The 17,953-nt window shown below is 68.8% G+C and carries 17 protein-coding genes and 2 pseudogenes; 12 read left to right on the top strand and 7 right to left on the bottom strand.

All coding sequences use genetic code 11. The annotated features are described in order from the left end of the window. The first annotated feature begins 197 nt into the window (after positions 1–197). From IE97_RS0134500 to IE97_RS43870, 3 genes and pseudogenes are all read left to right on the top strand, one after another. Entirely contained in the window at positions 198–1,361 is a 1,164-nt protein-coding gene (locus IE97_RS0134500; RefSeq protein ID WP_030249879.1) for a CaiB/BaiF CoA transferase family protein, read from the top strand. After that, the gene (locus IE97_RS0134495; protein ID WP_030249876.1) at positions 1,358–2,161 is read left to right on the top strand and encodes a citryl-CoA lyase; all 804 of its coding nucleotides are present in this window, start codon (positions 1,358–1,360) and stop codon (positions 2,159–2,161) included. Before IE97_RS0134500 ends, IE97_RS0134495 begins: the two co-directional genes overlap by 4 nt. 186 nt (positions 2,162–2,347) lie before the next feature. Then, positions 2,348–2,548, top strand: a pseudogene (locus IE97_RS43870) (hypothetical protein); the annotation flags it as partial. Here IE97_RS43870 and IE97_RS43660 read toward each other — a convergent pair. The 3 genes from IE97_RS43660 to IE97_RS43270 are packed head-to-tail and all read right to left on the bottom strand — an operon-like array spanning position 2,526 to position 5,242. Further along, positions 2,526–3,809: a cytochrome P450 gene (locus IE97_RS43660; RefSeq protein WP_051705229.1), complete on the bottom strand. Its 1,284-nt coding sequence runs from the start codon at positions 3,807–3,809 to the stop codon at positions 2,526–2,528. The pseudogene IE97_RS43870 and the gene IE97_RS43660 overlap by 23 nt on opposite strands. A 45-nt stretch (positions 3,810–3,854) precedes the next feature. Beyond that, on the bottom strand, positions 3,855–5,030 hold the full coding sequence (locus IE97_RS0134480; protein ID WP_030249869.1) for an NAD(P)/FAD-dependent oxidoreductase: 1,176 nt from the start codon (positions 5,028–5,030) through the stop codon (positions 3,855–3,857). 5 nt (positions 5,031–5,035) lie between these two features. After that, positions 5,036–5,242: a ferredoxin gene (locus IE97_RS43270; RefSeq protein WP_030249866.1), complete on the bottom strand. Its 207-nt coding sequence runs from the start codon at positions 5,240–5,242 to the stop codon at positions 5,036–5,038. Positions 5,243–5,248: 6 nt separating this feature from the next. Between IE97_RS43270 and IE97_RS43265 the strand changes: the two genes are divergently transcribed. The 8 genes from IE97_RS43265 (at position 5,249) to IE97_RS0134435 (ending at position 12,861) form a co-directional block, all read left to right on the top strand. Beyond that, positions 5,249–6,016, top strand: coding sequence for a hypothetical protein (locus tag IE97_RS43265; RefSeq protein WP_030249862.1), 768 nt, complete (start codon positions 5,249–5,251; stop codon positions 6,014–6,016). 139 nt (positions 6,017–6,155) lie between these two features. Beyond that, a complete protein-coding gene (locus IE97_RS42325; protein WP_158708381.1) occupies positions 6,156–6,476 on the top strand; it encodes a hypothetical protein in 321 nt (106 codons plus the stop codon). A 230-nt stretch (positions 6,477–6,706) separates the two neighbouring features. Continuing rightward, on the top strand, positions 6,707–7,681 hold the full coding sequence (locus IE97_RS0134460; protein ID WP_030249854.1) for an ABC transporter substrate-binding protein: 975 nt from the start codon (positions 6,707–6,709) through the stop codon (positions 7,679–7,681). Further along, positions 7,678–8,547 carry an ABC transporter permease gene (locus IE97_RS0134455; RefSeq protein ID WP_234310559.1) on the top strand — a complete coding sequence of 290 codons (870 nt, stop codon included), beginning with the start codon at positions 7,678–7,680 and terminating at the stop codon, positions 8,545–8,547. Before IE97_RS0134460 ends, IE97_RS0134455 begins: the two co-directional genes overlap by 4 nt. Next, positions 8,544–9,326 (top strand): ABC transporter permease, encoded by a 783-nt coding sequence (locus IE97_RS0134450; protein ID WP_030249846.1) that lies wholly within the window; start codon positions 8,544–8,546, stop codon positions 9,324–9,326. The genes IE97_RS0134455 and IE97_RS0134450 overlap by 4 nt, the downstream gene beginning before the upstream one ends. 13 nt (positions 9,327–9,339) lie before the next feature. Further along, positions 9,340–10,173, top strand: a complete 834-nt coding sequence (locus IE97_RS0134445; protein ID WP_030249842.1) for an ABC transporter ATP-binding protein — start codon at positions 9,340–9,342, stop codon at positions 10,171–10,173. A gap of 29 nt (positions 10,174–10,202) precedes the next feature. Then, positions 10,203–10,979, top strand: a complete 777-nt coding sequence (locus IE97_RS0134440; protein WP_030249837.1) for an IclR family transcriptional regulator — start codon at positions 10,203–10,205, stop codon at positions 10,977–10,979. A 187-nt stretch (positions 10,980–11,166) separates the two neighbouring features. Then, complete coding sequence (locus IE97_RS0134435; RefSeq protein WP_030249833.1) at positions 11,167–12,861, top strand: IclR family transcriptional regulator domain-containing protein; 1,695 nt, start codon at positions 11,167–11,169, stop codon at positions 12,859–12,861. Between the two features lie 186 nt (positions 12,862–13,047). Here the strand turns inward: IE97_RS0134435 and IE97_RS42320 are convergent, their stop codons facing one another. Further along, positions 13,048–14,139, bottom strand: coding sequence for an IS701 family transposase (locus IE97_RS42320; protein ID WP_420706163.1), 1,092 nt, complete (start codon positions 14,137–14,139; stop codon positions 13,048–13,050). A gap of 265 nt (positions 14,140–14,404) precedes the next feature. Between IE97_RS42320 and IE97_RS41045 the strand changes: the two are divergent. Next, a pseudogene (locus IE97_RS41045) lies at positions 14,405–14,569 on the top strand (pirin family protein); the annotation flags it as partial. A 65-nt stretch (positions 14,570–14,634) separates the two neighbouring features. On the opposite strand, the gene solA reads toward IE97_RS41045, so the two are convergent. The 3 genes from solA to IE97_RS0134410 form a co-directional block, all read right to left on the bottom strand. Beyond that, positions 14,635–15,912: an N-methyl-L-tryptophan oxidase gene (solA, locus tag IE97_RS0134420; RefSeq protein WP_234331889.1), complete on the bottom strand. Its 1,278-nt coding sequence runs from the start codon at positions 15,910–15,912 to the stop codon at positions 14,635–14,637. Continuing rightward, positions 15,834–17,237 carry an NAD(P)/FAD-dependent oxidoreductase gene (locus tag IE97_RS0134415; protein WP_030249825.1) on the bottom strand — a complete coding sequence of 468 codons (1,404 nt, stop codon included), beginning with the start codon at positions 17,235–17,237 and terminating at the stop codon, positions 15,834–15,836. Before IE97_RS0134415 ends, solA begins: the two co-directional genes overlap by 79 nt. 316 nt (positions 17,238–17,553) lie before the next feature. Continuing rightward, positions 17,554–17,953 (bottom strand): HAD family hydrolase (locus IE97_RS0134410; RefSeq protein ID WP_234331888.1); only part of this gene is annotated, 400 nt, incomplete at its 5' end.

Below are 17,953 nucleotides of genomic sequence, written 5' to 3'. Positions count from 1 at the left end.
GGTCGGGCCGTTTCCGGCAACAGGACCACCTCTCCCTGCCGTACAACGGACCAATGACCGCACAACGGTTACGTCGACCCTCACGCGACGGTCGACGTACCTTTCGTGCGGAGGTGGGTTGTTGACACTGGCTGTATCGGGAATCCAAACTGTCGGACAGTCGTCCGCACAGCGGACATATTGAAGGGTGTCGCCCGATGACCGACACAGCTGGAGCCCTCGACGGGCTGCTGATCGCCGACTTCTCCCGCATCCTCGCCGGGCCGTACGCCACCATGCTGCTCGGGGACATGGGCGCCGAGGTGATCAAGGTGGAATCACCCGCCGGTGACGACACGCGCACCTGGGTGCCGCCGGTCCGCGACGAGGTCTCGACCTATTACCTCGGCATCAACCGCAACAAGCGGTCCATCGCCCTGGACCTCAAGAACCCCGGGGACCTACGCCTGGCCAGGGAACTTGTCTCGCGCGCCGACGTCATGATCGAGAACTTCAAGCCCGGCGGCCTGACGCGCTTCGGCCTGGACTACGACACGGTCAGCGCCGACAACCCGGGACTGGTCTACGCCTCGATCAGCGGTTTCGGCACCACGGGTGGGGCGTCCCTGCCCGGCTACGACCTCCTGGTCCAAGCGGCATCGGGCCTGATGAGCCTGACCGGAGACGCGGACGGCCCGCCGTATCGGGCGGGGATCTCGGTGTTCGACGTCATGACGGGGATGCACGCCGCCATCGGCATCCTGGCCGCCCTGAACCACCGCAACGCGACCGGGGCCGGGCAGCACGTGGAGGTCAATCTCCTGTCCTCAGCGCTGTCAGGACTGGTGAACCACACCTCCGCCTACGTGGCCGGCGACGTCGTCCCGCATCGGATGGGCAACGCACACCCCAGCCTGTTCCCCTACGAGCCGCTGCCCACGGCGGACAAGGACCTCATCGTCATCGCAGGCAACGACGGCCAGTTCCGCAGACTCTGCGCCGAACTCGGCCTGGACGAGCTGCCCGAGGACCCCCGCTTCGCCGGCAACGAGGCCCGCACCCGCAACCGCGAACAGTTGGGCCCGCTCCTGGTCGCCAAGCTCAAGGAGCGCCCGGCGGACGAGTGGTTCAAGAAACTGTCCGCGGCCGGGATCCCGTGCGGACCGATCAACCACGTGGACGGCGGTGTTGCCCTCGCCAAGGAGCTGGGGCTCGACCCGGTGGTCACCGTCGGCTCAGGAGCGCAGGCAACACCGATGATCCGCAACCCGATCACCTTCAGTGCCACCGCGCCACGGCACATCCTTCCTCCCCCCGACCTCGACCAGCACGGCGACGAGCTGCGGGCCTGGCTCGCGGCGGACAAGGACACGGACCAGTGACTGCCGGACAGCCCCAGTACCCGACCGGACTCGGCACATCGGATGCCACCACCATCAGACTGCTCGGCCATGACCTGGCGAACGACCTTATGGGCCAGGTCGGCTTCGGCGAACTCGCCTTCTGGCTCGCCGCCCAGCGCCGCCCCAGCGCGGGCGAGGTACGGCTCTTCGAGACGGTATTGGTCGCGCTGGCCGACCACGGCTTCACCCCCACCGCCATCGCCGCCCGTCTGACCCTGCTGTCCGCACCGGAGTCCATCCAAGGAGCCATGGCCGCCGGCCTGCTCGGCGGCGGCTCCCGCTTTCTCGGTGTCACCGAGGACACCGGCCGCTTCCTCGACGAGGTGATCACTGCCGCGGGAGACCCGCTCCCGGCCACCACCGAGGAGTGGGACGCCCTGGCGGGCAAGGCACTGGCGGAACGCAAGGCGACCAAACGGTTCGTGCCCGGCCTCGGCCACCCCGTGCACAAGGAACGCGACCCGCGTACAACAGTGATCATCCGCATCGCGCGAGAGGAAGGGGTTTACGGCCCCCACCTCGCCCTGTTCGAGGCCCTCGGCCGCATGGCACCCGAGATCCTCGGCCGGACCCTGCCCCTCAACGGCGCCGGCGTGTGCGGTGCCGCCCTCGCCGACCTCCGCCTCCCCGCAGAGTTGCTGCGCGGCTTCGCTCTCCTGGCCCGCGCGGCCGGACTCCTCGGCCACCTCGCCGAGGAACTCCGCCGCCCGATCGCCGCCGACATCTACCACTCGGTCGACCGCAACGCCCGCTACGTCGCCGGTGACGCCGTCGGATGAACAACCGCAAGGACAGGAGGGGCTGCCTCGGCGGATGGAGAAAGCCTCTCCTGCGGTGCCCGTCGGTGAGCCGGCGGGCGGGTTCCACAGAGGACTGGGACTACGGCCACGACCACCTGACGGCCGGTTGCCTGGCTGCGGCATCACGCCTCGCACCGCCCATGTGGACCGGCTCCAGCCAACCACGTGGACAACGCCAGCCGGTACGCGCGCCCTGCTGCCCCCCCCAGCCAGGTCCCCCACGCCGCGGTGGAGATGGCCGCCCGCTATCTACCGTCGGGCGGCGACGCCGAGGTGGGCGGCGACTGGTTCGACGTGATTCCGTTGCCCGGCGCACGGGTCGGTCTCGTCGTCGGCCATGGCATCAACGTGTCCGCCACCATGGGCCCCTCCGTCCTGACACGCCCCATCCCCGGACACCGGCCAGCACCGCCGGCCAACCAGCAACGGAATCCCGCCATGCCCGCTGAACAGTACGGGCGCCGACACCACCGCCTTCTCGCCGCACAGCTCTCCGGCCTCGCTGGCCCAAAACCATCCGTGGCTTTCTCACCGGCCACGGCGGTGCCGGGTTCCGGCCCCACCGCGCGCTGTGGGGCCGGAATCGTTGTCGGTTCGGCGGAGGTGAGTCCCGGGATAGGTGAGGGACCGGCGGTGGTGCGGGCGTGGTGACGCTCAGCAGCCGGACGGTGGCGGGGCGGACGGGAACAGAGGGTGCCCCTTGTGTGACGGCGGCAGGGGAAAGGTGGACCTCGACGTCTTCCAGAGCGGCGCGTTCCAGGCCGTACTGCGGGATGGTCAGGTAGCGGAGCAGTTCCTCGACCGCGTTGTCGATCCGGCCGGCCAGGTCTTCGCGCAGCAGTGCCAGTTGGTCGGGGCGCTGGAGCAGGGCGAAGGTGGACAGGGTGATCATGTTGGCGGTGGTCTCGTGACCGGCCACGAGCAGGCTCATGCCGAGGGCGGCCGTCTCCTCCAGGGAGAGCTCCTCGTCCTGGGCGAGTTCGCTGAGTATGTCGTCCGTCGGCTGGGCGCGCTTGTGGCGGGCCAGTTCGTGGACGAAGTGCAGGAGCCCCTGGTTCGCCGCGGCGTACTCTTCCGCGGTGCTGCCCATTTTCAGCAGGGCGGCGCTACGGGACTGGAACTCCGCGTGGTCCCCATAGGGCACGCCGAGGGGTTCGCAGATGACCAGTGAGGGGATGGGCAGGGAGTACGTCTCGACCAGGTCGACCGGGGGCCCCACGCGCTCCATCTCGTCGAGACGCTCGTCGACGATCCGTGTGATGGCATCGGAGAGCTGGGCGACCCGCTTGGTGGTGAACTTGCCCTGGACCTTGCGGCGCAGGCGGGTGTGGTCCGGCGGGTCCATAGGGTTCATGTTGCCGGGGCCGGCGGGCCGGCGTGCGGAGAGCATGGTTCCGATGGCCGAGGTGCGCAGTTCACCGCGGGAGCTGAAGGTCTGGTGGTTGCGCAGGGTCGCGTAGACGTCGTCGTAGCCTGTGAGCAGCCATCCGTCGGTGCCGTCCGGCATGGTGACCGGGCACACCGGCTCCTTCTCCCGGAGTTCCTCGAGCTCGGGGGGCGGGTCGAACGGGCAGCCTTTCGCCCGCTGAATGGGGATCGAACGGCGCTCGGGCAGGGTTTCCGACATGGGGATTCCTTTCTTCATGGGATGTGGGCGGGGCGGCGCGGCGCGTCAGGGCGTCCGGGCCGACTCCACGGCGTCACGCCAGGCGGCGCGCAGGGCGACGGACTGGCGCCATGCCCGGATCGCCTTCGGCGGCATACCGACGCCGAGGACTCCGGTGAGGCGGTCGCCTCTGCGGTAGGCGGCGACGAACCGGCGGGAAGCCAGGTCGCCCTCCACGACGGTGACCTCGTCGTGTCCGCGCAGGTAGCCGTGGGCCTGGATCTTCATGCCGTACTGGTCGGACCAGAAGTACGGCACCGGCGCGAAGGACTTGCGTGCCTGCGGGTTGAGCAGGTTGCGGGCGGCGGCCATACCTTGTTCGGCGGCGTTCGTGCGGTGCTCGACGCGCATCCGCGTGCCGAACAGGGGGTTGTGCCACGAGGCCACGTCGCCGGCTCCGTACACGCCAGGGGCAGCGGCACTGAACTCGTCGCACACCAGGCCGTCGCCGACGGTCACGCCGCTGCCCTCCAGCCATTCGGTGTTGGGGTGGGAGCCGATGGCCAGGAGTACCTCGTCGGCCCTGAGCACGCTGCCGTCGCCGAGGCGTACGCCACCGGAGACGACCTCGGCGGCCGTCACTCCGGTGCGCAGGTCCACGCCGTGCTCGTCGTGGAGGGAGGAGAGCACGCGTCCGACGTCCTCGCCCACCGCGTGAGCGAGGAGCACGGAGGCCGGCTCCAGCAGCGTCACCCTCGCGCCCAGGGCGCGAGCCACTGAGGCGGCCTCGGAGCCGAGGAATCCGGCTCCGACCACGGCCAGGTGGCAACCGGGCCGGATGCGGTCCCGCAGGGCGAGCGCGTCGTCCAGTGTGCGCAGCACATGCGCCCGCTCGCCGGGCAGCCGACGCGGCCGTACACCCGTTGCCACGATGAGGCCGTCGAAGCCCACCTCAGAGCCGTCGGCCAGCGACACCGTACGACCGGTCAGGTCCAGTCCGGTCGCGGTGAGGCCGAGGCGCAGCTCCAGGTGCAGGGCGTCCAGATCGGACTCCGGGCGCAGCGCGAGCCGGTCGGCGGCCCACGATCCCGACAGGATCTCCTTCGACAACGGCGGCCTGTCGTAGGGCGACAAGGGCTCGTCGCCGATGAACGTGATCGCACCCTCGTACCCCTCCCGCCGCAGCGTCTCGGCGGCGGCGAGCCCGGCAGCCGAGGCTCCGACGATCGCGATCCGGTTCAGTGAGTTCACGATTCGGTCAGCCGTATCGCCGTGGCCGGGCACACCACCGCCGACTCCCTCACGGCGTCGTGGTGGTCGGGTGCCGGGGTCTCGTCCAGCAGGATGACGAGGCCGTCTTCCTCCTGCTGGTCGAAGACCTCCGGGGCGAGCAGGACGCACTGCCCCGAGGCGACGCATTTGGGAGCGCCGAGAAACGGCCCGTCACGCTGCACCAGGCGGTGGTCGTCCGCCGTGAGGTCAAGGCTGCAATCCAGCTGATCGAATGGCTCCGGGCCCGCAGCAAGAGCCTGGCCACCTGCACCCAGCACGACATCGACGACTGGCTGGCCACTGACATCTGGGTCCGCTACCTCGCCCGGACCTTCCTGGTCTGGTCGGTACGGAACAGCCACGCTCACCACGTCCTGATCCCGATCCCGCCCAAGGACGCGTCGATGGTCCTCATTGAGCGAGATCAACGATGGGTCCACGTCCGCCGACTCGTGAAGGGCGACGGGGTTGACACCGCCACCCGCGTCGCGGGCCTTCTTCTCTTGCTGTTCGCCCAGCCTCTGAGTCGGACCTCCCAGATCCGGCTCGACCAGGTCACCCGCATGGAGGGCGGGGTTGCGCTCAAGCTCGGGTCCCCCCCGATCGAACTGCCGCCACCGCTGGACGCCCTCGTATTGGAGCTCGTCCAGCAGCGGCACGGCTCCTCGACCCTCGGACGCAGTGACGATCACCCATGGCTCTTCCCGGGCACGGCCGGTGGACAGCCGATCAGCAGCCGACAGCTCATGCGCAAGCTCACCGCCCTGGGCATCAAGGCACGGCCCGCACGCAACACCACGCTGATGGATCTCTCCGCCGAGCTCCCCGCCGTCGTGCTCAGCCGCCTCCTCGGACTGCACATCAGCCGGGCCGAGAAGTGGACCAAGGAAGCAGGCTCCACACGAGCTGACTACGCTGCCGAGTTCTCCCGCCGAGGCGCCGACGCCCATACGTAGACCGTGTCCCTGCGCCTGCGGGAGCTGGGTGTCCCGGTCACGGCTTCGGTGTCTCGCTTCCACCGCCTGTTCGTCGAGCGCGACCGAGGGGCAGTCGGGTGCCTCACCCGCTGGACACGAGACACCCGCGTGTTCAGCGGTGGCCCGCGAGGTCCGGCCCCGACATGCGGCGTTCGTCGTCAAGGACATCGTCGAGGCGGTGCGGCACGTCCGTGCGGCGGGCGCCGAACTCCTCAGCATTCCGGCGAATTACTGCGACGACCAGGCGGCACCGTACGAATTCCCCGACGGGGAACTGGAGACGTATCGCGTGCACGAACACCAAGGTGCGGGTCGACAACTCCGACGCCGTGACGAACGTCCTCGGCGCGGGCGTGCACCACGCCGACAAGTACCCGGCTACCAGGGCGAGGACCCCCACGAGCGGGTGACCAAGGTGGTCGACCGCGGCGCGGAGTAGGACTCCTGGGTCTTCGCTGCACGCGTCCGCGCCTCAGGCTTGCTGCTGCTGGGGTGCACCCGTCGGAACATGTCTGGATCTGGAGAAGACGGCAGGGCGCGGTTCCGGGAGGAGCCTCGGCGCAACCTATTGACGCGATTCGGGCAGGGACATAATCTCCGCTTGCATTTGTTCGGCACGCGGACGAATGTTCGCATTGCGCACGTACTCGTTCCTGTTCAGGAGGCCCCATGCAAAGGCGCGTTCTCGGGCTTGCCATAGCGGTAGTGACGGTCGCAGCCGCGGCCGGATGCGGATCTTCTTCCGGGACCGGTGGTGCGTCCTCCTCGGCCGGGGACAAGACCACCCAGGTCAAAGTAGGGATCATCCCGATCGTCGATGTGGCCCCCCTGTATCTGGGGCAGAAGAAGGGGTTCTTCAGCAGCCGCGGCATCGACCTGAAAATGGAGACCGCCCAGGGCGGCGCCGCGATTATCCCCGGCGTGGTGAGCGGCCAGTTCCAGTTCGGATTCAGCAACGTCACGTCGTTGATGATCGCCCAGACCAAGGGTGTGCCGATCAAGTCAGTGGTCAACGGGACCGCCTCCACCGGTGACACCGGAAAGGACATCAGCGGGGTGGCCGTCAAGGAGGACAGCCCCATCAAGTCGGCCAAGGAACTTGCCGGCAAGACGGTGGCGGTCAACACCCTGCAGAACATCGGGGACACCACGGTCCGTGAGGTGGTGCGCAAGGACGGCGGCGACCCCTCGAAGGTCAAGTTCGTCGAGATGCCGTTCGACCAGATGCCGGCCGCGCTGGACGGCGGGCAGGTGGACGCCGCGTGGGTGGGCGAGCCCGCGCTGACCATCGCCAAGGGCCAGGGCGCCCGCGTCGTGGCGTCGCCGTTCGCCGAGACCGACCCGAACCTCACCATCGCGACGTACTTCGCCTCCACCAAGCTGGCCCAGGAGAACCCCGACCTGGTGAAGAAGTTCACCGAGGCCGTGACCGAGTCGCTGAAATACGCCTCCGAGCACCCGGACGAGGCACGTCAGATCGTCACGACCTACACCAAGATCGACGGCGAGGTGCTGAAGAAGCTGACGCTGCCGACCTGGCCGGCCGAGTACGACATGGCCTCCCTGGAGAAGCTGGCCTCGCTCGGCGAGCAGGACGGCATCTTCGGCGGTAAGAAGCCCGACCTGGATGCCCTGTTCTCATGAGCGCGTCCGGGAGCACTCCTGTGCTGACGAAGCCCGCCGGGACCGCGACAGGTCCCGGCGGGGTGGGCGGTGGCCGCGTGCGGCGCACTCTGGACAGAGCGCGCACCCCGTTGCGCGGACTGGCAGGCCTGGCCGGGCTGGTGGTGTTGCTCGAGGTGCTGCCGCACATCGGTGTGGTCTCCGCCGACTACCTTCCGCCCGCCTCCGAGATGGGCCGGGCCCTGTGGCAGCTGCTCGGCGAAGACGCGTTCTGGACCGCGCTCGGTGACACCCTCACCGGTTGGGGCCTGGGCCTGGCCATCGCCGTGGTGGCCGGGGTGGTGGCCGGCGTGGTGATCGGATCGGTGCCGGTGCTGCGGGCGGTGACCGCCTCCACCATCGAGTTCCTGCGCCCCATCCCGTCGGTGGCGCTCATCCCGGTGGCGGTGCTGCTGTACGGCACCGACCTGGAGTCGAAGCTGCTGCTGGTCGTGTACGCCTCCTTCTGGCAGGTGCTCGTCCAGGTCCTGGCCGGCATGCAGGACGTCGACCCGGTGGCCGAGGACACCGCCCGCAGCTACCGGATGGGTAGTTGGGGACGGGTTCGGTACGTACTGTGGCCCACCGCGCTGCCGTACGTGATGACCGGCGTGCGGCTGGCCGCGACCGTGGCACTCGTCCTGACGATCACCGCCGAACTCGTCATCGGTTCGCCCGGCCTGGGCAACCAGCTCGCGGTCGCGCAGACCTCCGGCGCCGTACCGCGGGTCTACGCCCTGGTACTGGTCACCGGACTCCTCGGGGTCGCGGTCAACCTGGTGGCCCGGGCGGTCGAGCGGCGGGCACTGCACTGGCACCAATCGATGCGCAGGGAGGGACAGCGATGACCGTCCTCACACTCGCCCGGCGGACCGGGCTGGTCCTGGGCCTGCCCGCGGTCCTGTTCGCCGTGTGGTGGTTCGCCACCGCGGGCAGCACCGACTTCTACCTTCCCCCCCTGTCCACCATCCTGGGCAAGTTCGGGGAGGTATGGACGGGCGAACGACTGCTCTCGGACGTCGTACCCAGCCTGGTCCGCCTGCTCACCGGCTATCTCCTCGCCGTCGCCGTCGGTGTCGGACTCGGCCTGGTGGTCGGCATGCACCGTGGCGTGCGCGACGTACTGGAGCCGGTCCTGGAACTCTTCCGGGCCATCCCGCCCCCGGTGCTCGTACCCGTCATCATGCTGTTCGCGGGCATCGGCGACACCATGAAGGTCATCGTCATCGTCAGCGGCTGCATGTGGCCGATCCTGCTCAACACCGTCGAAGGCGTCCGAGCCGTCGACGAAGTGCTCAGCGACACCTGCCGCTCCTACGGCATCACCGGCCCCTCCCGGCTGTGGCACCTGGTGCTGCGCTCGGCCAGCCCTCAGATCGTCACCGGCATGCGCCAGGCCCTCTCCATTGCCATCATCCTCATGGTCATCAGCGAGATGTTCGCGGCCAGCAACGGGCTCGGCTTCACCATCGTGCAGTTCCAGCGGTCCTTCGCCATCCCCGAGATGTGGAGCGGCGTGCTGCTGCTCGGCCTGCTCGGATTCGCCCTCTCCCTGCTCTTCCGCGTCGCCGAGAACCGGGTTCTGGCCTGGTATCACGGCCTGCGCCGGGCCCAGCGCAACCCCTGACAAGGAGACGTCGATGCTCGACGTACGCAACCTGCAGAAGATCTACACCGGACGTAACCGCAGCGTCGAAGCACTGCGGGATCTCACATTCCATATCGGTGCCGGCGAACTCGTATGCCTGGTCGGCCCGTCCGGGTGCGGCAAGACCACGCTGCTGAAGTGCATGGCGGGACTGATCGACCCGACCGACGGCGAAGTGCGCCTGGACGGCCGCCCGGTGGACGGGCCCCCGCCCGGCATGGCGGTCGTCTTCCAGGAGTACGGCCGCTCCCTGTTCGCCTGGATGAACGTACGCGACAACGTCGCCCTGCCCCTGCGCCGCAAGAAGCTCGGCAAGGCCCGCGAGAAGGAACTGGTCGACCACGCGCTGGAGGTGGTCGGGCTCGCCGACGCCCACCAGGCCTACCCGTGGCAGTTGTCCGGCGGAATGCAGCAGCGCGTCGCCATCGCCCGCGCCGTGGCCTTCGAGCCGAAGGTGCTGCTCATGGACGAGCCGTTCGCCGCCGTCGACGCGCAGACCCGCGCCGAACTGGAGGACCTCATCCGGCGGTTGTGGCGCGAACTGGGCGTCACCGTCCTGTTCGTCACCCACGACATCGACGAAGCCGTCTATCTCGGCCAGCGCACCATCATCCTGTCCACCTCACCGACCGTGGTGCTGGAGGATCTGACGATCGATCTCCCCGACGAGCGCGACCAGTTGCACACCCGCTCCAGCACCCGCTTCGCCGAACTGCGCGCCCACGTCTACGAGCAGATCCAGCGCGCCAAGCACCACAACGGCGACACGCATGCAGCAGTGGCCGACCGCAGCGACGAGCTCGCCCTGCACAAGTCCGAGTCCTGACACACCGTCCGACACAAGGGCCGTAGCACATGGACGACAACGAACCCGGGCGGTACTTCGTGCAGTCCCTCGAACGAGGGCTGGCCGTCATCCGTGCGTTCACCGCCGACACACCCGAAATGACCCTCTCGGAGGTCGCCAGGATCACCGGCATGAGCCGTGCCACGGCACGGCGCTTCCTGCTCACCTTCGCCGACCTGGGGTACGTGGCCACCGACGGCCGCTACTTCCGCCTCACGCCCCGGGTCCTGGAACTGGGCTACGCCTACCTGTCCAGCATGTCCCTGGCGGAGATCGCCCAGCCCCACCTGGAGCAACTGGTCGCCGAGGTCCACGAGTCCTCGTCGGTGGCGGTGCTCGACGACGAGGACGTGGTGTACGTCAGCCGGGTACCCACCCGGCGGATCATGACGGTCTCCATCAGCATCGGGACCCGCTTCCCCGCCCATGCCACCTCCCTCGGCCGGGTCCTGCTCGCCCACCTCGACGAGCCCCGGCTGCGGCACTACCTGGACACCGCCTCCCTCAAGCCGCTCACCCCCCGCACCATCACCTCGAGGGAGGGACTCGCCGCCGAACTGGAACACGTGCGGGCACAGGGCTGGTGTCTGGTGGACCAGGAACTGGAACAGGGCCTGATATCGATCGGCGTACCCATCCGGAACGAAGCACGACGGGTGGTGGCAGGCATCAACCTCTCCACCCACGTCAGCCGGCGAACGCCGGACTCGATACGCCACGATCTGCTGCCGCCGCTCCTGGCCACCGCCGCCGACATCGAGGCCGAGCTGAAGGTCCCCGGCTAGCCGGTCCTGATGCCGTGCCCCCGCGACGGCAGCACGGAGCAGCACCGGCCTTGGCGACCGGCCGGAACACACCGCCCCGCGCGACGGGCGTTGCCGTGGGCTCGTCACGGCCACCCAGACCTGTCGGCTCTCTGCCCCCACCAGGCATCATTCACTGCAGTGCTGAGACAGTCGCCGCGGAGAGCCCATGACATCGCCCCACGCCCTGACGCCTACCGACCCCATGGCGGCTCCCGCGCCACCCGAGGAAGCCGTGGCCCCTCTCATCCGGGGTATCGCCGTGCTGCGCGAGCTCACCGACGCCGGAGGGACGGCCGGCCTCAGCGATCTGGGACGGGCCACCGGCCTGGCCCGCGCCACCATCGACCGGGTCACCGGAACACTCGCTCACATGGGGTACATGCGGATGGACGGCAGCAACGCCGTCCTTGCCCCCCGCCTGATGGAGCTGGGGAACGCGTACCTGGCCGCCCTGCGCCTTCCCGCACTGCTGAGTGCGCACGCCGATGCCCTCGCCGAGGAACTCGACGAGTCGGTGTCCCTCGCGGTGGCGGACGGTGACGGCATTCGCTTCATCCACCAAGCGATCCGCCGCCGCGCCCTGTCGCTGAGCTTCCGCATCGGCGACCTGCTGCCCGCCGAACGCACCGCGCCAGGCCCGCTGCTGGCAACCGAGTGGACCACGGAGGACTGGGCGCGGTGGCACAAGCGGCAGGAAGCCGACCCCGAGGACCTCGGCTTCCCGGCGGTCCCCCCTCGATCGCACCGTACCGCCACGACAGACTTCGAAGAACGGGTGGAACGAGCGCGCACCCATAGCTGGGCGATGGACGACCAGTTGATCGAGCCGGGGCTCGTCGCCGCATCCGTTCCGGTTCGCGCCCCCGACGGCCGGATCGCCTGTGTGGCGAGCGTCGTGAGCCATACCAGTCGGCACAGCGCGGACTCGCTGCGCGACGCCCTTCTCCCCAGGCTCCGTACTGCCGTGACCGTCATGGAGCGGAAGCTGGCCGACGCTCCGCCTCCGGAGCCGCCGAGCAAGAGCACTCCCGTCGGGCTCGCCACCTGGACGAGTGCGTCCAAACAGGAACTGGGCGGGGAGTTCATCGAATCCCTGGCCCGCGGCCTGACCGTGGTCACCGCGTTCGGTGAGGGCCGTGCGGAGCTGACCCTCACCGAGGTCGCCGAAGCCACGGGCCTGTCCCGCGCCACGGCTCGCCGTGCCCTGATAACCCTTGAGCACCTCGGTTACGTCACGCTGCAGGGGCGGGTCTTCCGGCTCACTCCACGCGTCCTCGCCCTCGGTTTCCCGCCGCTGTCCAAGACGACACTCACCCGGATCGCGCACCCCCACCTCGCCGCCCTCACCCGCAAGGTGGCGGACTCGACGTCCCTGGCAGTGCTCGCCGGTGACGATGTCCAGTGCGCGGCCTCGGTCGCCGCGGGACGCATCATGGACGCTGATATCGCCGTGGGCGCGCGCGTGCCCGCCTATGCGACCTCCACGGGCCGGGTGCTGTTGGCGGGGCTGCCGGCCGAGGAGCGCACTGCCCGGCTGGCGCGCGTGCGGATGGGGGCGCTGACCGCTCGCACCGTCACCCGGCCCACCGACCTCGAGCTGATTCTCGACCGAGTCCGTGAGGACGGTTATGCCCTGGTCGATGAGGAACTGGAAGAAGGGCTTCGCTCGATCGCCGTACCGGTACGTGACCGCGACGGCGGCCTCATGGCGGCGATCAACGTCACCATGCACAGCGGTCGCCGCCCCGCTGCGGAGTGCGTCACGACCATCTTGCCGGAACTGCGGGCCACGGCTGCTCACATCGAGGCCGACCTGCACATAGCTGGGCGATTCGTGCGAGTTCCGACACGGCAGCTGTAGTTGGTGAGGAGTGAGGTTCCTGTCCTGTCATGTGACGACTGCTGCCGTGACGTTGTTCCATCGGCGGTGGTAGTCGGCTGCGCGTTGCTGGTGTTGGCGGCGCCAGTGGGACCAGTGGAGCGCGTGCGCGGGATCGGCGTCCTGGCGGGCCGGTAAAGGACGAAGACCCGGAGCAGGGCGAGGAGTTCACGCGGGCTGACGGGCACCATGGCCAGCTCGTCGTCGCTCTCGCCGGAGGCGGTGCGTTGCCGCTCGCGGAGGGCTCCGACGGCGAGGAGCGCGTAGGCGATCATCGACATCAGGCTCCAGCGGTGCCAGGAGGTCCAGCAGGTGACCTGGCCCTGGTCGAGGCCGGTGAGGCCCTTGGCTCCTTGAAAGTCCTCTTCGACCCGCCAGCGGCGGCAAAGCGCTGACCAGCACCGATACCGGCTGTGGGTCGGGGTGCCAGGTGCGATAGAAGGACAGGGTGCCGGTACGGCGGTGACGACGGATCAGAACCTGGCTGTGCCCGGCGTCCTGTCCCGGCGGGGTGTCGTCGGCCCTCATGTCGATCATCGCCCAGTCGTAGAGCCGCGCGCCCTTGGTCCCGTTCCCGGTCCTCATCCGCATCCAGGCCCGCTTCGGCACCCGCTGAAGCAGCGCGGTGAGCTTCTCCTTTCCGCCGCCTGGCGTGGTGACACGGTGGCTGGTGGGCACGGCGATCGCGTAGCCGTAGCCCAGCGTGCGAATCCGGCGGCGCAGGGCACTGCCGCCGTAGACCTCGTCCGCCGCGACCCAGGCGGTGCGGATGCCCGCGGCGTGCGCGGCGGCGAGCATGTCGCCGGCCAGTTGCGGCTTGGTGGCGAACACCGTCTCGTCGAGCACTCCGGTCACCTCGCGGCGCTCGTCGTCACCGGCCCAGTCCTCGCTCAGGTACAGGCGACGGTCGATCAGCGCGTGCCCGTCCGTGGTCACGTAGGACAGGTGCACCGCGACCTGGCACAGGCCGATCCCGCCCAGGACCTGTATGTCAATTAGTGCCCGGTGGGCGGTGACCGTGCGGTGCCGGGCCGCGCAGCGGCATCCCCCGTACCCGATCATTCCGCAGGTTCTGATAGCCGGACTTACCGATATCAGCAGCGACTCCAGGTGCACCACCGACGCCGGCCCCAGATCCCGCTGGCCGGCCTTCCATTCGGTGGCGTACTCCTCGAACCGCATCGCCCCGTACCGGGCGATCCGCTCAGCCTTGGCCTGGCCCCGGGGGGCCGCCTTCTTCGCCTTGTAGATCTCCGTCAAACGCTCGATGGCCGCATCCTGGGTCGCGAACCCGGACTCCTCCAACTGCCGCCCCGCCGCCGACCGGTACCGGACCCTGTAAGGATGGGGGCACTTCGACCACCGCGACCGCGGATGCTCACACTCCTTGAAAAACGACCCCATCCCACGAACCAGGACAGCGGAACCCATGGTTGCTGACTCCTCCACGACCGATGCTGGCAGCTTGCTGACCCTCACCGATCCGGAACACCGCTGACCTGCACTGATGCGCGCAGGATCCGCTATGTTCTGGAACTGGATCGGGCGGACGCAGGAGGAGATCGAGCAGGCGCGGCGGGACTGGATGGAAGGCTCCCGGTTCGGGGAAGTGAAGGGGTACGAGGGGGCGCCACTGCCCGCACCGGAACTGCCGTCGGTGCCGTTGAAAGCGCGAGGAAGGGTGCGCTGACCTGCAGGAATTCACCGAGGAGAAGCGCACCGGCGCCCTCGTCCTGGACAAGAACAACAAGGAGATCAAGCGCAGCGAGAACTGCCCCGGCGTCCACGGCTAGGCCCCATGAAGCGGTCCGGACGCACGAAGTCCAGGCCGTCGATGGTCTGTTTGCCGAGCGCCTCGTGTGCGGCGATGTGGCCATAGCCGGTGGCCATTTTGAAGCCTTTTCCGGAGAATCCGGTGGCACAGTAGACCCTGCTGTTCTCGTTCAGCCAGCCGAGGAGGGGATGCCTGTCCTCGGTGAAAAGGTCGGGGAAGGCGTCGGAGCGCACGATGGTGGGGGTCAGACCGGGAAGGAATTCGGTGACGATATCGGTGACCTTCTTTACTTCTTCCCGGGTGAGTTCCCTGGGCACGGAGTCCGGGTCGGGAGTTTTCCTGCCGCGTCCGTCCAGCGGTCCGTCCACCGATGCCTTGACCGTCACGCCGTCGACGGCGGGTGCGCCGTACAGGGAGCGATCGCCGTACAGCCGGCTGAAGATGGGGAAGTTCTCCGGCGAGAACTGCGTGCCGTCCTGGGCGATGAACCAGGTCAGGACGATCCGATGGGTTTCCGTGACGGCCTTGAGGTGGTCGGGCATGAGCCTGTGGGACCAGCCGCCCGACGCGACGATGACCTTCTCGAACGTCCAGGTTCTGTCGCCCGAGGTGACGACCACGCCGTGGCCGGTTTCGGTGATGCTGTCCACGGGTGTGTTCTGAAGGACGGTGGCGCCGTTCGCCCGGGCCGCCGCGACGGCGGCGCTGACGGCGCGGTCGGTGCGCAGAACGCCGGCGCGGGGGTCATAGACGGCGCAGTCGTCGGGGCGGAGGTTGTGCTGGGGGTAGCGGTCCGCCATCTCCTCCCGGCTGAGGACGCAGTGCTCGGCTCCGGTGATGCGCGTTGCATCGAGGAGGCTGTTGATGAAGGTGCCGTTCGCCGTCCCGATGGACAGGCCGCCGGTAATCGTGAGGATTTCCTGCCCGGTTTCCGCTTCGAGCTCGGCCCACAGACTGCGGGAGTGCTCGATGATGGGGGAGTAGTCGGGTTTCCCGAGGTAGACCATGCGGAACAGGCGGGTGTCCCCGCCCACGGCACTGCGGCCGTGGGCCGGAGTGGCGGCCTCGAAGCCCACTACCGAGTCGGACAGCCGGGAGGCCTGCCACAGTGCCATGCTTCCGATGCTGCCCAAGCCGATGACTGCGAGCTTTGCGTCCATGAGAGCAGTTTCCTTTTCGTCTACTCGTGAAGTCCGGCGAGTCGGCTGCCGAATCTGGCCAGGAGTGAGGTCTTGCTGGAACCCCTGCGCTCCTCCCACCAGTCGGCAACACCGAAGAGCCGGTACATGGCGTGAACGCCCAGCCAGCGGATGGGTTCCGGTTCCCACTTCGGTGCCCGGTAGCCGACCCAGGGGAGGGCGGTCCGCTCGGTTTCCTTCTCGAAGGCGAGCTCCACGAGAGTCCTGCCGCCGACGTAGGCCGACGTGACACCGTGTCCCGCGTAGCCGGTCGACGAGCCGATCCCGGAAGCCGGGTCCCAGTGCACGCCGCCGTTCCAGTCACGCGTGACGCCCAGGACTCCCGACCAGGCGTGATCCACCTCGAAGGGAACGCCCGGGAAGAAGGAACTGAGCTTCTGCGAGATCAGGTCAATGGTGGACTGGGCGGTCGCACCGGCTCCCCCCGTGCCGGACCCGAACCGGTAGGGGACACCGCGGCCGCCCATGGCGATACGGCCGTCCGACGTCCGCTGGGCATAGATGAACGTGTGCGCGGAGTCGCTGAGGCACTGCGGCCCGTCCCAGCCGATCTGCTGCCACGCCTCCTGCGGCAGGGGCTTGGTCACGATCATTGAGGAATTGACCGGGATCAGGGTCCGGCGGCCCAGCAGTTGTCCCGAATAGCCTTCGGTACAGATGAACGTCCTGGCAGCGGTGACGCGTCCGTCGGCCAAGGTGAGGGTCTTGCCCTCGACACTGTCCACTCGGCTGCCCTCGTAGATCCTGACCCCCAAGGACGTCAGGGTGTCGGCGAGGCCGTAGACCAGCTTCGCGGGATGGAACCGCGCGCAGTGCTTGTAGAAGAGCCCGCCGTGGACGGTGGAGATGTCGATCCGGCTGCGGAACTCCTCCCGGCCGAGCATGTGGACTTCGTCTTCGGCCAGCCCGTACTTCAGGTCGGCATCACGCCTGGTGACAAGCCGTCCCAGCCCCGCCCGAGTGTGGGCGGCGACGAGCGCGCCGCCCTTGTGCTGATCGGCATCGATGCCTTCGGCCTGCAGGATGTCCAGGACGGCGTCGACGCCGGCGACGAACTCCTGCTGCAGCGCCCGGCTCGCCTCCAACCCTCCCCCGGCGCGGGCGAAGGTGGCGCGGTTCCCCGGAGGCATCGCCGAGAGCCAGCCACCGTTGCGTCCTGATGCGCCGTAGCCCACCTGCTCGGCCTCGAACACGGCGACCGAGAGCGACGGTTCGAGCTTCTTGGCGAAGTACGCCGCCCACAGGCCGGTGTAGCCGCCGCCGACAATGGCCACGTCGACGGAGTCCTGGCCGGTGAAACGGGGGAACGAGGGCTTCTTGCCGGCCAGTTGGGCCACCCAGAAGCCGAGCTCTCCGTTTCGGGGTGGTACCGCGAGGGCGTTCATGGTGTGTCCTTCATCTGTCTCTGGGAACCGCGTGGGCCGCTGCTGGAAGGCGGTGCAGCCGCCGTTGACAGGGAGGGTTGTCCCGCTGATGTACGAGGACTCCGACGATGCGAGGAGGAGGACGGTGCGGCGAAGCCCTGCCCACGGTCGATGTTGGAGCCCGGCGACACCGATCACGGTGCGGGCCGGCCCTCCGTTCTCGCCCTGCACCGCGATGTGCGGTTCACTGGCCGCGTGGGCGACGTTCGACTGCTCACCGAAGTCCGGCGTGCCGGCCACCAGGACCAACATCAGTACGATCCGGGCCCGGTCCAGATCACGTCCCGGCCGACAACGCCCTCACCCAGCGGCTCACTGTCCCGGAAAGGCAGTCGGCCCGAGACGCAGATGCCTGAGCCCGCCGCCCGGTGGTGCACGAAGTACGGTCGGCGATGTCGGTGATCCGCTCGTAGCCGAGCCAGTGCTCGTCGTGCTCCCAGCCGCGGTCCATGTACACCTTGTTCTTGATGCCCATGATGGCCGCCGAGCGCAGGTCGTACATCGGGCTCGCGGAGACGTGGACGAGCTCGTCGGGTGTCACGCCGAGCTTGTCGAGCATGTAGTCGAACGCGCCGAGTCGCGGCTTGTAGACGCCCATCTCCTCGGCGCTGATGACGACCTCGAACGGGGCCTTGAGGTTCTCCGCGAGGCGCACGGCGTGCGCGGTGTCGCTGTTC

The sequence above is a fragment of the Streptomyces sp. NRRL S-455 genome (assembly GCF_000717875.1).
Classification (GTDB): Bacteria; Actinomycetota; Actinomycetes; order Streptomycetales; family Streptomycetaceae; genus Streptomyces.
Note: the sequence above shows the minus strand (reverse complement) of the source record. Positions and strands in the feature narration are given on the sequence as shown.